Origin of the sequence: Flavobacterium glaciei (assembly GCF_003350545.1) — a bacterium.
Taxonomy (GTDB): Bacteria; Bacteroidota; Bacteroidia; order Flavobacteriales; family Flavobacteriaceae; genus Flavobacterium; species Flavobacterium glaciei.
On record NZ_QQBA01000004.1, the window covers coordinates 146,189 to 160,793 of the forward strand.

Sequence of the window (14,605 nt, forward strand, 5' to 3'; positions counted from 1 at the left end):
TTTATCCGATTTTTTCTTTTTGAAAAAGAATTTTTTAATCAAAAAAGCTAGTGCTACTGCGAGTGCTATAAAAGCTAAAATTTCTTGAAAATCCATATAGTAAATATAAGAAAAAGCAACCCATTAAGGTTGCTTTTTTGAGTTAAACTAATGACAAAGTTTTACAACTGTGTCTTGATTCTAAAGTTAATTCTAAAGATTTACTTCAGATTATATTACTGTAATTTTATAATCAATTAGAATTTTGCTCCTACAGAAATGTAAAATGTTCTTCCTTCTCCTGGTAAAATTCCTGGACCTGGATAACCTCCAGCTCTTCTAGTTGCGTAAGCTTCGTCAAAAACATTATTAACTCCTGCTCTAATGTTATAGTTTTCTAAGAACTTATATTCAGATGAAAAATCAACTACATTGTATTTGTCTAACATTCCTGTAACTCCATTTGCTGATGGTGCCACTGTGTTATTGGCATCGGTAAATATTTTACCTGTTAAACGGTATTGTAAAGTAGTTGAGATGTTGTTTTTTCCCCAAGACAGTCCAAGATTATGAATGTAACGAGGCGCATTTTCAACTCTTTTTCCGTCAAGATTAGAACTTGTAATTACAGTATTAGGAGGTGTTCCTGTTGCTGTAAAAGTTTCAAAATCTGTGTAGCGACTGTCAATAAAGCTCATCGAAGCAAAAAAGTCTACATTCCCTACTTTGTTGTCTACATCAAGAAAACGTGTAATGTTGATGTTAAAAAAGCTTTCAATACCCTTGTTTACTGTAGTTCCTAAATTTGTTCTGTATAAAAACGTCCCTTGTGATGGATCATTATTGGTAAATTGTCTTACACCACCAATACGGTTATTGTACTGAAGGTAAAATAAACCGATATCAAAGTTGATGAAGTTGTTGATGTTTCCTCTGTATCCTATATCAGCGTTGTAACCACTTGCATCTTTTAAGTTTGGATCAATCACATCTGTAACTGCTGGAGGTGTTAAATCAGAGAAAAGTACTGGTCTATAAGCTTGTGATATATTAGCATACACATTAGTAGTACCAAATTTATATTCTAATCCTAGACCAAATAAGGCTTTGTTACGTACAATTGGTGCTGCATCAAAGTTTATATTTGTACCATTGGTTACAGCAAATAATCCAGCACCTCTTGAGGTAATGTGCTCAAAACGAACGCCTGGTGTTGCACTAAATTTTTCAGTAACTCTAAATTGGTTTTCTGCAAAAAAGGCTACATTTTCTGTTTTGAATTGTATGTTTCTAGGATAATCAGCACTAACAGATAAATCAAAATCACTTGCTGTAGTACCATTTCCGTTTTGTTTACGAATGGTTGTTGCTTGGTAAGCACGTGCTCCAAATGCTAAGTTGTGTTTTGTTTTACCTAACTTGTACTTGTATACATTTCTGTTTTCAATACCAAAGTTCTCGTAAAAATCTCTATCTACGCGTCGGTTAGCATAGTTGTGTGTAGTGGGATTAATAGCGTCGGCTACATTAGGTGTTGCTGTAAATCCAACACTGTTTCGTTCCCCAACAAGGCCAAACAATTTAGTATTTGAGGTTAAATTCTCATTTATTTTAGTGTCTAATTGTAGCGAGAATACATTCCATGGAGTTCCAAACCAGTTTCTATTGCGTAAAGACTGCTGTGGGTTGGCTTCAAATTGTGCATCTGTTAAACCTCCAGATTGCTTCATTTGGTAATCCATATTGGTAAACTCAGCAGAAATTTTAGTGTTTGGAGTAAAACGATATTCTAAGAAAGCATGTGTGTTGCGTACGGTATATTCTCCGTTTTGTCTCCATCCGTCAGCGCTTCTAGAGTGGTTGTATACATAGTACGAAAAGTTTTTTAAGGTCCCACCAATAGCGTTGTAGGAGCTCATTAAACCGTAACTTCCCACACTATTTTGAGTTTCAAAAGTAAATTTTTTCTTTGTTTCTCTTTTTAAAACATAGTTTAGCATTCCGCCAAACTGTGGTCCAAATTGCAATGAAGCACCACCTCTAATCAATTCGATGGTTTCTACAGCTTCAAGAGGCGGGTTATAATAGGCTTCTGGATATCCAAAAACATCCGATGAAATGTCATAACCGTTTTGTCTAGTATTTAATTCCCAGCTTCTATTAGGGCTTAATCCTCTTACACCTACATTGATTTGTATTCCAGACCCCTCGTTTTCCCAAATGTTTACACCGGGTACTCTAGAAAAAACCTCACGTGTATTATTTGTTGCAAAGTTCCCGTTGATGTTAGAAAGTTTTAATATCTCATTTTTCTTTCCTGAAAACAGAACGTTTTCTTTTACCTCAGGCATTCTCTCTGGACTTTGAATTTTACCAGTCACAATCACTGGCAACAAAGTCTTAACAGTATCATTTAATGTTGGATTTATTTCCTGTGCAAATAAGCTTGTAGTAAGCAAACATAGTCCTATTGAAAAGGCATTTTTCATATTATCTTTATTTAGATTAAATCTACGGTGCAAAGATAAATCTGAAATGTTATTTAGACAAATTAAAAATAACAAAAATTAAAAATTTAACATTTGTCGAATGTTTTACTTCAAAATTTGATATGCGAGCAATGCTACTACATAAGCAAATCCTGACATAAAAATTAATTGACCTGCTGGCCATTTCCAAGAGTTGGTTTCTTTTTTAGTAACCGCTAGCGTACTGGCGCACTGCATAGCAAAAGCATAAAATAACAGTAACGATATTCCTGAGGCGAAGTTGAAAATCTTTTCTCCGGTAACGGGATTGATTTCGGCAGCCATTTTGTTTTTGATGGTCACTTCATTATCACTTCCGCCCACGCTGTAAATCGTGGCTAATGTACCTACAAAAACTTCTCTGGCAGCAAAGGAACTGATGATAGCAATTCCTATTTTCCAGTCGTAACCTAAAGGTGAAATGGCTGGTTCGATGGCTTTTCCCATAATTCCAATATAGGAGTTTTCTAGTTTTTGAGAAGCGACAGCATTTTCAAATTCGGCTGCTGCCAATGGTTTGTTGATGGTGTTTTGAGTAATAATTTGCTCGGCATTATTGAATTTTTCTCCTGGTCCGTAAGAAGCGAGAAACCACAAAACAATCGAAATAGCAAGAATTATTTTACCGGCACCAAAAATAAAGGACTTTGTTTTTTCGATTACATTGATACCTACATTCTTGAAAAGGGGTAATTTATAATTCGGCATTTCTACCACGAAGTATGTTTTTCCTTTTATTTTTAGAATTTTATTCAAAATATATGCAGAGAAAATAGCCATTCCAAAACCTAGAAGATACAACAACATCAATGTCATTCCTTGCATGTTTAGAAGTCCAAAAACACGATTGTCTGGAATTACCAATGCAATAATAATAGCGTAAACCGGTAACCTAGCAGAACAAGTGGTGAATGGAGTTACCAAAATAGTAATCAGTCTTTCCTTCCAGTTCTCGATATTTCTGGTAGCCATAATTGCAGGAATCGCACAAGCGGTTCCAGAAATAAGTGGTACTACACTTTTGCCTGATAAACCAAATTTTCGCATGATTTTGTCCATCAGGAAAACTACACGGCTCATATAACCGCTCTCTTCAAGTATCGAAATAAACATGAACAGAAAGGCGATTTGTGGAATAAATATCAAAATTCCTCCAATTCCGGGGATGATTCCTTGCGAAATCAGGTTGGTTAAAACTCCCGCTGGCAATTCTTCAGCAGCAAGTGTGCTCAAAGAGGCAAAGGAAGCGTCGATAAAATCCATAGGTATCTTAGACCATTCGAAAATAGATTGGAAAATAACGAATAAAATCAAAAAGAAAATAACGTAACCCCAAACTTTATGGGTCAGCACGCGATCGAGTTTGCTGCGGTAATCTCTTGCTACTGAGGAATCAATCTTTAGTCCCACTTTCAAAACATCATTGATGAATTGATAGCGTTTTATGGTTTCTTTTTGCTGAAGACGTTTTAAATCAGAGTGCGATTTTGTAAATGAACTTCGGATTTCATTTCGTTCTAAATTCAAGAAATTTACGTCTTGCGTAATGACTAACCATAATTTATACAAGAGTTGATTGGGGAATGCTTTGCGCAAACTGTTGAAATAATCAGGATCAATTACTGAAGCATTTAGGCAAGGTTCGCTTGAAATAGTTCTGTAACTTACTATCAAATTTTTCAATTCATCAATTCCATATCCTTTACGTGAACTAACCAAGGCAATCTTTGTTTTTAAGTGTTCCTCAAGATATGGGATGTCCAGCGAAATCCCTTTAAACTTCATTCTGTCAGCCATGTTTATGACTAATATTGTTGGGATTTCAAGGTCTTTTATTTGGGTAAAAAGAAGTAAATTTCGTTTTAAATTTTCTACATCGGTAACTACAAGCGCTACGTCAGGATATAATTTGTCGTTTTTGTTCAGTAATAATTCAATGACTACATTTTCATCAATAGAACTGGCATTCAAACTATATGTTCCGGGTAAGTCCAGAATATTTGCCTTTATATTATTAGGTAATTTGCAGAAACCTATCTTTTTTTCAACAGTAATTCCAGGATAATTCCCTACTTGTTGATTTAAACCCGTAAGCTGATTGAAAACGGAAGTTTTGCCCACATTCGGATTCCCGATTAAAGCGACATTAATGTTTTGTTTGCTTACCATAAGTTGGTTTTTATAATATCAACTTCAATTTCTCTTGCAGTTTCCACGCGAATAGCTACGTGCGAACCATTGATATTCAAATATAGAGGATCTCCAAAAGGAGCAATTTGAAGCAATTCAACTAAATTGCCGGGCAGGCAACCCATTTCCAATAATTTTAGTGGAACGGTGTCGATGTCAAAGTCTTTTATAATGGCTTTTTCGCCTTTTTTGAGAGAATGTATCGTTGTTTGCAAACCTTATTTAGATTGAATTAAGATTGCAAAAATACACATTTTAATACAAACACAAATGATAAATATCACATTTATACCGCAATTAAAACAAATCAATCTAACAGGTAAAGCAGTAGTTGAATTTATAAAAACGAGAATTCATTTACATGTTTCTTATTCGTTACTCAAAAAAGTGATGTCTTCGATTAATCGTTCCATGTCTTCTTTATTAGTTCCGTCATAAAAGCCACGAACTCTTCTTTTAGTGTCGACTAAAACAAAATTTTCGGTGTGAACCATGTCATAAAGTTCACTTGGTTTTCCCAATTTTACAGCCAAATAAGACTTTCTGGCCATGGTGTAAATTTCTTTTTTATCTCCCGTCACTAAGTTCCATTTGTTGTCGTCAACTTGATGTTTTTTGGCGTAAGCCTTCAAAACAGGAACACTATCAGTTTCTGGAAAAACGGTGTGGGACAGTAATTTTACCTTTGGATTATTAGCGAAAGCTTTTTGAATATCAGATAAGTTGGTGGTCATCTTTGGACAAATTGAGCCACAAGTGGTAAAAAAGAAATCAGCCACATATATTTTGCCTTCATAATCTTTTTGGGTAATGATTTTTCCGTTTTGATTTATGAATGAAAAATCAGCAATCGTGTGGTATTTGCTTTTGTACTGAACGGTGCTATCCACTAATTCCGGATTTACATCAGCGGGATTGAAAATGGGAAGTGTTTTTTTTGGCTTTAAAGCCGAATAAAATAAGGATAAAATAATTGCCGAAAGAACAAAGAAAACTCCAAAAAAGAGACGGTATTTTTTTAAAAACTCTAACATAATGCTATTTTGATGCAAAAATACAAAAACGGTATTTGTTTTTAATTCAAATTAACACAATACTCACGTCAAACGCATTATAATTAACGTTTAAACCACATAGAAACATAGTGTTTATTCTTGTAAAAATAAATTTTAACGGAGATAAGAGTTTACAATAGAAAAAAGCATTGGCTTTTTTTCTATGTCACCTAAATTTCGAATGTTCGGAACAGATTTAAATCAAAAATTAAATTCTATGTTTCTATGTGGTTCAATTTTTAATGCGTTTGACCTAACACAATACTTAGTTTAGATAGATTCCTTCGAAATATAAGGATATGAAATTAATGCCTTTTATGATTAAACCTTTTTCTATTTTTTGTATCAAATAGAAATGTTTTGTGATAATTATAGAGAACTTAAATTATCAGTAAAATTATTAATAGCTTTGTTAACATAACTAAAAAACTAAAAAAAATGAAAAAAAACAGCAATAAGCAATTGCTTTTTGTGATTCCTGCAATTATGGGTTTTGCGGTGAGTCAAGCGCAGAACGCTCCGGCAGCTAAAGAACCGGGAATCAATGTGAATTACATGGATAAAAATGTAAAACCAAGTAATGATTTCTTTCGCTATGTAAATGGAACTTGGTTGGACAATACGGAGATTCCAGCTGACAGAACCCGTTGGGGTAGTTTTGACGAATTGCGTCAACGAACTGACGCGGATGCCTTGGCAATTCTAAAAGAAGCTGCAACAAATCCAAGTTATAAATCGAATACAGATCAAGGAAAAGCGATTAATTTATATAAATCAATTCTTGACACTGTAGGAAGAAACAAGTTAGGAATTGCTCCGTTGAAACCGTATTTGAAGAAAATTAATGCCGTTAAAAACGCTAAAGATTTAGAAGCATTAATGATTGAGATGGAACCTATCGGTGGCATCGGATTTATGGGTGCTGGCGTAGGAACTGATGCAAAGAACAGCAGTAGAAACGTGATTAATTTAGGTCCTGGTGGAGTAGGTCTGCCTGATAGAGATTATTACGTTTCTGAAGATGCCGATTCTAAAGAGAAACGTGCGAAATATGTTTTACACGTTGCTAAAATGTTGCGATACCTTGGGGATAAACCAGCAGTGGCTAAAACAAATGCAGAAAAAATTCTGGCTCTTGAAATTGCTATGTCTAAACCAAGACTTGATAGGGTAGAACGCAGAGACCGTCGTAAGTCCTACAACCCAATGACATTGGCTGAATTGAGTAAATTAACTCCTTCTATCAATTGGAATAATTACTTTACAAAAATTGGATTGGCAAAAGCTGATACCGTTATAGTATCGCAGCCGAAATACATGACGGCGCTGGAAACTATTTTTAAAGAAAATAAGGTAGAAGACTGGAAAGCCTACATGCGTTGGAGTTTGTTGAACAGGGCTTCAAGCCAATTGTCAACTGAAATTGAAAATGCCAACTTTGAGTTTTACGGAAAAACGTTAACGGGTGCAGTAAGTCAAAGACCACGTGACGAAAGAGCACTTCAAACGATCAATGGAACGGTTGGAGAAGCTTTAGGAAAATTATATGTTGAGAAAAAATTTCCTGCTGAGGCCAAAGCTAAAGCAGAAAAAATGATCAAAAACATCTTCTTAGCTTTCGAAAACAGAATCAATAATTTGTCTTGGATGTCAGCAGAAACAAAGGTGAGCGCGCTTGCTAAATTGCATAAATCAAGAATTAAAATTGGTTATCCTGACAAATGGAAAGATTATTCAGCCTTGACGATTAAAAGTCCGGAAGAAGGCGGAACTTATTTTGAAAACGCTAAAAATATGTCTCAATGGCGTTTCAATGAGAATATTGCTGAGTTGAATAAACCAGTGGATAAAGAAAAATGGGGAATGTCACCACAAACGGTAAACGCTTACTACAACCCATCAAATAACGAAATCGTATTCCCGGCAGCGATTTTACAACCGCCTTTTTACAATTACCAAGCCGATGAAGCGGTTAATTATGGCGGAATTGGTGGAGTTATTGGTCATGAAATCTCACATGGTTTTGACGATTCAGGTTCCCGATACAATGCTGACGGAAACTTAGTAGACTGGTGGACGGCTGAAGATTTGAAACAATTCTCCGCTTTAACAGGAGCATTGGCCGCTCAATACAGCGCTTTGGAGCCATTGCCAGGAACTTTTGTAGATGGTAAATTTACATTGGGAGAAAACATTGGAGATTTGGGTGGTGTAAATGCCGCTTACGATGGTTTACAATTGTACTTGAAAGAAAACGGAAATCCAGGATTAATCGACGGATATACTCCGGAACAACGTTTCTTCATTTCTTGGTCGACTATCTGGCGTTCAAAGATGCGTGATGAAGCGTTGAAAAACCAAGTAAAAACAGACCCGCATTCTCCTGGAATGTACCGTGCTTATGTTCCTTTGCAAAATATAGATACCTTCTATAAAGCATTCGATATTCAAGCAAATGACGGCATGTACATTGCACCTGAAAAGCGTGTAAGAATCTGGTAATTTTCAAAATAAATAGAATTCCAAAAAGCCCATTCACTATTGTGAATGGGCTTTTTTTGTTGGTGTGAAATATATATGTTTAGAATTCTTCTTATCTTTTGAGTTAAGTGGTTAACTAGTTAAAGATACTATTATGGATGAATTCGATTTGACTTTAAGCGATTTTATTAAAATTTACTTTAAAATAAAAATAAATAATCATCTACTTCAATCTATATTTAAGATATTTATCTATAGCTTTGGTGTGAAAGACAAAACCTATTAAAATAAAAAATTATTTACGAATGTATTATAAAAAAATTGTCCCCTCGATAACATTGTTTTGGATTTTGATTTTCTTTAGTGTTGCACAAGCACAAGAAAGACCAATTATTGTTAATGCGGTAAAAAATCAAAACAATTCAATTGAGATTTCTTATGAAAAATTCAAACCGGGTACTTATACAGTCTCTCTAAAATTTAAAAATTTAGAAAACACATCATCAAGTGATATTGAGAAAGTTGTAAAAGACAAATCTGGAATATTGTGTACTTTACGTCCAAAGGATCCAAATAAAGGTATTGGATACAGTTATTCAGTCTCTTATGTTCCTGGAAACTTCAAAGCTAAAGTTGACAGTACTTATCGATATCTTCTGCCATTTAAAAATGCTAAGAATTATGTGGTTTATGAGAGCAAGAATGTTTATGAAGTGTATTTTAACCAAAAAAAAGACATCGAGTTCAAGTCGTACGCTATTCGAGCCAAAAATCCTGATAGCATTTATGCCATGCGAAAAGGAATTGTTATTGAGGTTGCCAATAAACAGTCTAATAAAACTTACGAAGATGAGTTGGTTTTTACCACAGATAGAAATAGTATACGTGTGGAACATGAAGACGGTACCTATGCAAACTACAATGGTTTTAAATCTAGCTCAATTAGTGTTAAAGAGGGTGATACTGTATATCCATCAAGCTTTTTAGGAGTCATTGATGAATTTAACAAAGAGTACTACCTTCTAAATTTTGACATCTGCTATCCTGTCAAAGAAATAAACAACAATGATCATAAATCAATGCTGTCACACAATTATTTAACTCCTTATTTTCACACCACCGAAGGTGACGTACAATTAGTTAACGGTGAGGAATATACCGCATTAGTCAAAGAAGAATTCATTTTAACCGAGATGTCTAAAAAAGAAATTAAAGCTTTTTTAAAGAGATAAATGCAATCGATGTTGTCATATTTAAAAGAGTTAAAAAATGCAATCCTAGTTGAAAAAACACTTTTTTATCATTTTTCTAATTTACAAAATTTACTAATTATGCGAATATCCTTGTTTATAGTTTTGTCATTATTAGCCTCTTGTGCTCCTATTAAAATAAAAAAAATCCCCATGCCCGATAGTGACATTCAAGATATCAGAGGTCACGTAAAGGAATTAAAAGTCAAAAACATAAAAGGATCTTCTGTTATAGACCCAGAGACAATACCCTTCGAACTAATTTCAAACTGGAACAGAGAAGGTCATAAAATTGCACAAAAAGATTTTTATACAAAAGATCAATTTGACGAGACTTTATTTTTTTATCAAAATGGACGAGAAATCAAATCAATTACAAAATCAATTACCAATAGCCCAGAATTATTGATCGAGCACAAGTATGATAAAAAAGGGAATGAAATAGAGTATTTAGCCTACTTTGACAAAAAGCTGGCTAACAAAATAGTTACACAATATGACAAACGAGGAAACAGAATGGTCGTAGAACATTTTGATGGAAATGGAGAACTAAAATTTACAGAAAAAACAACTATTGACTACAAAAACAAATCTTTAATTACCTATTCATACAATAAACAAGGAGAACTTAAAGACGGTTATTTAAAATGTATTTTTAATAAAAACGGAAATAGAATTAAATCAGAATTAGAAAATAAAAAGTCTAAATACCATTCAGTCACAATTAATGAATATGACAAGCGAAGTAACTTATTAAGAACTTATTCTTTGCCTAAATCACCAAAGAATACAGTTGTAGAATACAAATTTTCCTTCGATAAGATTGGAAACATAATTAAACAAGAAAAATTTGAAAATAATGTTTTGGTTAATACAGTGTTGATCGACATTGTTTATTGGTAACAAGCTAATACCGTAGCTCGTAAATATAAAAGTTAACTCTGGTAATTTTAAAAATAAATAAGATTTCACAAATCCCATTGGTTCATTCGAATGGGATTTTTTTTTATATGATTTCGCTACTATTTTTACGTGATTTCCTCAACGAATAATTCACCAGATACAATCCAAACAATGTAACGCTTCCACCTATTGCTATTGCGGTGTTAAGTGTTTCGCCAAAGATAAATGCACCCAGAAGCACAGCAATAATAGGATTAATATAGGAATAAACACTGCTGATTTCAGCAGGAAGATTTTGAAGTGCATAGATAAAGGCAATGAAAGTAAGGATGGAGCCAAAAACAACTAAATACCCGATAGACCACCAGGAAATCGCGGGAATTTCGCTTAAACTTACCGATATTCCAGTTGCGCCGGTATACGCAAAAACTAAAATACTCGACAAAAACATTTGTATTCCTAAGCTAAAATAAGGATTGAAAGTTGCTGCTTTTTTCTTTGTGTACAACGTTCCAAAAGCCCATGTCAATGTTGAAATTACGGAAATAATTATTCCGAATCTGAAATCTGGAATCAAAAAATCACTTAAATGGTCGTAAAAAATAACGCAAACGCCACTAAAACTGATAATCAAACCCATAACTGATAATCTGGACAAGCGTTCGCCTCTGAAAAAAGTAATGATTACAATCCATAAAGGGACGCACGCGCCAATTATTGCGCCTAAACCACTACTGATATACTTGACGCCCCAAGTGCTTAATCCGTTGCTTAAAACAAAGTTAAGAATGCTTAGAATGACAATTGTTTTCCATTGTTTCCCTTTCGGCCAAGGCGTTTTTTTAAACAAAAAATAGGAAATGTAAATGAATCCTCCCAGAAATTGTCTGATAGCGACAAGTTGCAAGGCAGGCATGTGTTTTACGCCTTCTTTTGAAGCGATCCAAGTGGTTCCCCAAAAAAAACTAACCCAGCATAACGCTAATATTGGCAATCCAATAGCATTAACTTTCGAAGAAAAAGCATTTTTAATTTTTGTTCTCACGTTACAAATTTGGTTTTGTAAAAGTATACTTTAAAACGGTTTCTATTTTACTACTTAAAATTGTTTTTCCAATGGATGGGTTTTTATGATTGAACTTTGGCAAAGCCAAATCTAATTCCAGTCCTTTTTGAGTGTAGTACAGTTCTCGGGTAGGATGAGATGGAGCGACCGCATTTATGGTTTCGTTCCAAGAATCCGTTTCAATAATTTTTAGAATTATACCAATGCAATCGTCTTGATGAATTAAGTTAACGGGTGCATCAGGATTGTCGAGATTTTCCCTACCTGCTAGGAATTTTATGGGATGACGGTCTTCGCCAATTAAACCACCAAAACGCAATACAGTAGTTTTAAAATTTTTATTGCTTTGCAAAAGCTGTTCTGTTTCCAGTAATTGTTTACCACCTTCAGTATCCGGTTTTGCGATAGTTGCTTCAGTAACAAAGGCTTCGACATCATTATAAACCGATGTTGAACTGATGAAAAGTACGTTTTGAACAGCTGATTTTTCTATAAAAGGAATTACGTTTCTAATCTTAGAAACAAAGTTTTCTGTACCGGAACCGCGAAGTTTCGGCGGAATATCGATGATTAAAATTTCAGAATTTTCTAGAAAATTGGTTGTGTTTCCAGTGGCTTTGTTTTCTGAAAGCGCAATTAAATAAGGTTCAATTCCTGCGTTTTCTAATGCTGCTAATTTATCTACTGAAGTCGTTGAGCCTTTTACTAAAAACCCTTTTGAAAGTAAGGCTTTCGCCAAAGGCAAACCCAACCAACCGCAACCTAAAATACTTATAGTTATCATTTTATGTTTCAATTATTTGACTTCAGAACTATCATTTTCGATTCTTATAATCGTTTTTTGAGATCTTTCAACAGTAGTATTTTGCACAATAGGCACATCTATTACTTGACTTGGCTTTATTTTTTGTCTGATGACCACAGCATCATTCAAAACAAAAGGCGTTGGCATCATCCAGTTTTCTCTTTTTGTTATTTGGAATAAAGGATTAGTCATTAAATCAAAAGAGCTTTCCATCAGTTCCATATCAAAAACCGTTGCGGAATTTACGCTGAATTGCATTTCCAAAGGAGCGTTTCCTACGACATAATAACTCAATATTTTCTTTCCTTTTCGTTTGTACAGCGAATTTTTCTGACCGAAAGTGGTCACACCATTTGCTCTGAAGTTATGAATAGCCATTTTTTCATTGGCAAAAATATCGTAGCGATTAACGTTTCGATTCGGGGAAATTTTTATTTTCAAAAACCTTTGATTGCCTACGATTCTGTCTTCCAGAAATGCTATACTTGGTTTCAGAATGCCTTTTTTAGGCGCTTCTGCAGCATATGTAAAACCAGAATTGTACTTACTAAACAATGGTGTTTCGTTTAGAGCGGTTGCTTCTTTTGGGTTTTCACCCAAATAGCTTTTGGTCCATAAATCAAGATTTTTGTCGTACGTTGCCCAACGAGCTTGGTCCGTATCGGCATCATAGACATATAATAAGCTGTTTGATTTGGCTTTTCCGTATCCGTAACCAGATTCATAATGCGCTTTTGCAAAAAAGCCAATGGAAAGTACAAAAAACACTAAGGACCAGATTCCCTTTTTGGCGAAAGCCCCAAAAACAGGTAACAATAATCCAAAGGTTAGAACAGTAAGAATTGCACTTCCAAACAGTACTTTTAATCCCAAACCTATTGGAAACATTTGGATAAATGGCGCTATGATGATCAAAGCGGGAATGCTTAAAAATAGATTTAAAGTCTTATTTGATTTTTGAGTAACGATGAAGACACCAAAAATTATTAATCCAAAATAGATTGGAATAATTAAAAATCCCGCTCCTTGTAAACTAAATGCTAGCGCTCCATTGATGATAATCCAAATAAATAGTGGCGCTACATAATGATTAATGGTTACTTTTCGTTCTGATAATAAATGGTAAAAAAGCATGCTTATTGCCAAAGCCAAAAGTACAAAAGCGGCAATGTAAGCGTGTCCGTTGTACGTAAATCCGTTAAGTAAATCATTGTATTGCGGATACAATATCAACAATGCTTTCCAGCCAAAAAACGAAATTAATCCAGTACTAATTATAGAACCTAAAAACGGAACAAATCCCTTTATAATTTCGCGTAAAGATAAAATACGCTTTGCTCTTCCTATAAATAACAGGAAAATAAAGAGTGCCAATGCGATTATCACCATTGTTAAAACCCAGCTAAAAGGATAACTGATAAAAGTATATGGAATGGTAAAATAGACGTAATCTTCGCTGGCCTGTGTGGTGTTTAAATCAGTATTTGAGAAATAATTTAATAACGGCATCAAATAAGTACCTTGATGCTCTAGAGTATTTTTGTTTAAATGTTGAATGTCATCCTGAGCGGTATGATAGTTATAATGGTCATCGATAAAAGCAAAATTATAACCTTGAATATTGCCTTGTTCTCTAAAAACGGTTAAATCAGTATCATTAGGTAACATTTTATAGATGCTGTACATCAAAGAATTTGATACTGGAAAAGTCGCATTTGCGGAAGCGAACTCTTTTACTAATCCTGCATTTCCTTTGTTGGTTTCCATTAACATATAACTAGGTCCTGAAGAACCACGTGCTTCAAAATTAAGCACCAAACCTATTTCTTTAGCCCATTGATGCTGGGTTACAAATAGGGCAGCGCCATTTAATCCTAATTCTTCGGCATCTGAAAACAGAATAACAATATCATTTTTATGAGGCGTTTTATTATACAAAAATGCTCTAACACTCTCTAGGATTGTCGCTACACCAGAACCTGCATCGCTGGCGCCCTTAGAGTAGGAATGTGGCGCGCTGTCATAATGAGAAAGCAACAATAATGCTTTGGAACTGTTGGAACCTTTGATTCTAGCTAAGATATTTTTTGACTGAACCAGATTTCCCCAATCGCTTAAGGTATATCCTTGCTGAATTGAAGTTTCCAGTCCTAACTTAGTCAGCTCTTTTACTAGATAATCAGCTACTACTTCATGTTCGTTGGAACCTACATAATGCGGTTTTTTTGAAATGGCTTCTACTTGATTTAAGGCCCTTTTTGTTGAAAACTCAGAAAGAGAACCTTCTTTGTCAGAAGTCCAATTTGGCATCATGCTAAAGTAAATCAATCCTAGAATTCCCAGGATAA

10 protein-coding genes are annotated in these 14,605 nt (G+C 34.4%); 3 read left to right on the plus strand and 7 right to left on the minus strand.

The genetic code is table 11. The annotated features are described in order from the left end of the window. Window positions 1-236 precede the first annotated feature (236 nt). From DFR66_RS05465 to DFR66_RS05480, 4 genes are all read right to left on the minus strand, one after another. The gene (locus DFR66_RS05465) at window positions 237-2,468 is read right to left on the minus strand and encodes a TonB-dependent receptor family protein (RefSeq protein WP_114753835.1); all 2,232 of its coding nucleotides are present in this window, start codon (window positions 2,466-2,468) and stop codon (window positions 237-239) included. Window positions 2,469-2,573: 105 nt separating this feature from the next. Further along, the gene (gene feoB, locus DFR66_RS05470) at window positions 2,574-4,676 is read right to left on the minus strand and encodes a ferrous iron transport protein B (protein ID WP_114753836.1); all 2,103 of its coding nucleotides are present in this window, start codon (window positions 4,674-4,676) and stop codon (window positions 2,574-2,576) included. Then, window positions 4,670-4,912 (minus strand): FeoA family protein, encoded by a 243-nt coding sequence (locus DFR66_RS05475; RefSeq protein WP_114753837.1) that lies wholly within the window; start codon window positions 4,910-4,912, stop codon window positions 4,670-4,672. Before DFR66_RS05475 ends, feoB begins: the two co-directional genes overlap by 7 nt. Window positions 4,913-5,065: 153 nt before the next feature. Next, window positions 5,066-5,731: an SCO family protein gene (locus DFR66_RS05480; RefSeq protein WP_114753838.1), complete on the minus strand. Its 666-nt coding sequence runs from the start codon at window positions 5,729-5,731 to the stop codon at window positions 5,066-5,068. A 459-nt stretch (window positions 5,732-6,190) separates the two neighbouring features. Here DFR66_RS05480 and DFR66_RS05485 point away from each other — a divergent pair, with 459 nt between their 5' ends. The 3 genes from DFR66_RS05485 (at window position 6,191) to DFR66_RS05495 (ending at window position 10,386) form a co-directional block, all read left to right on the plus strand. Next, window positions 6,191-8,254: a M13 family metallopeptidase gene (locus DFR66_RS05485; RefSeq protein ID WP_114753839.1), complete on the plus strand. Its 2,064-nt coding sequence runs from the start codon at window positions 6,191-6,193 to the stop codon at window positions 8,252-8,254. Window positions 8,255-8,538: 284 nt separating this feature from the next. Then, the gene (locus DFR66_RS05490) at window positions 8,539-9,465 is read left to right on the plus strand and encodes a M23 family metallopeptidase (protein WP_114753840.1); all 927 of its coding nucleotides are present in this window, start codon (window positions 8,539-8,541) and stop codon (window positions 9,463-9,465) included. 99 nt (window positions 9,466-9,564) lie between these two features. Then, on the plus strand, window positions 9,565-10,386 hold the full coding sequence (locus DFR66_RS05495; RefSeq protein WP_146841099.1) for a hypothetical protein: 822 nt from the start codon (window positions 9,565-9,567) through the stop codon (window positions 10,384-10,386). Window positions 10,387-10,489: 103 nt separating this feature from the next. Here the strand turns inward: DFR66_RS05495 and DFR66_RS05500 are convergent, their stop codons facing one another. The 3 genes from DFR66_RS05500 to DFR66_RS05510 are packed head-to-tail and all read right to left on the minus strand — an operon-like array spanning window position 10,490 to window position 14,570. After that, entirely contained in the window at window positions 10,490-11,431 is a 942-nt protein-coding gene (locus tag DFR66_RS05500; protein ID WP_242008633.1) for a DMT family transporter, read from the minus strand. A 1-nt stretch (window position 11,432) separates the two neighbouring features. Continuing rightward, complete coding sequence (locus DFR66_RS05505; RefSeq protein WP_114753842.1) at window positions 11,433-12,236, minus strand: Rossmann-fold NAD(P)-binding domain-containing protein; 804 nt, start codon at window positions 12,234-12,236, stop codon at window positions 11,433-11,435. A 12-nt stretch (window positions 12,237-12,248) separates the two neighbouring features. Beyond that, the gene (locus DFR66_RS05510; RefSeq protein ID WP_114753912.1) at window positions 12,249-14,570 is read right to left on the minus strand and encodes a M28 family peptidase; all 2,322 of its coding nucleotides are present in this window, start codon (window positions 14,568-14,570) and stop codon (window positions 12,249-12,251) included. Window positions 14,571-14,605: the final 35 nt, after the last annotated feature.

Bases quoted from the DNA above. Each gene is read 5' to 3' on its own strand.
- DFR66_RS05465 (WP_114753835.1), bottom strand. From the start codon at position 2,468: ATGAAAAATGCCTTTTCAATAGGACTATGTTTGCTTACTACAAGCTTA.
- feoB (WP_114753836.1), bottom strand. From the start codon at position 4,676: ATGGTAAGCAAACAAAACATTAATGTCGCTTTAATCGGGAATCCGAAT.
- DFR66_RS05480 (WP_114753838.1), bottom strand. From the start codon at position 5,731: ATGTTAGAGTTTTTAAAAAAATACCGTCTCTTTTTTGGAGTTTTCTTT.
- DFR66_RS05485 (WP_114753839.1), top strand. From the start codon at position 6,191: ATGAAAAAAAACAGCAATAAGCAATTGCTTTTTGTGATTCCTGCAATT.
- DFR66_RS05490 (WP_114753840.1), top strand. From the start codon at position 8,539: ATGTATTATAAAAAAATTGTCCCCTCGATAACATTGTTTTGGATTTTG.
- DFR66_RS05495 (WP_146841099.1), top strand. From the start codon at position 9,565: ATGCGAATATCCTTGTTTATAGTTTTGTCATTATTAGCCTCTTGTGCT.
- DFR66_RS05505 (WP_114753842.1), bottom strand. From the start codon at position 12,236: ATGATAACTATAAGTATTTTAGGTTGCGGTTGGTTGGGTTTGCCTTTG.
- DFR66_RS05510 (WP_114753912.1), bottom strand. From the start codon at position 14,570: ATGATGCCAAATTGGACTTCTGACAAAGAAGGTTCTCTTTCTGAGTTT.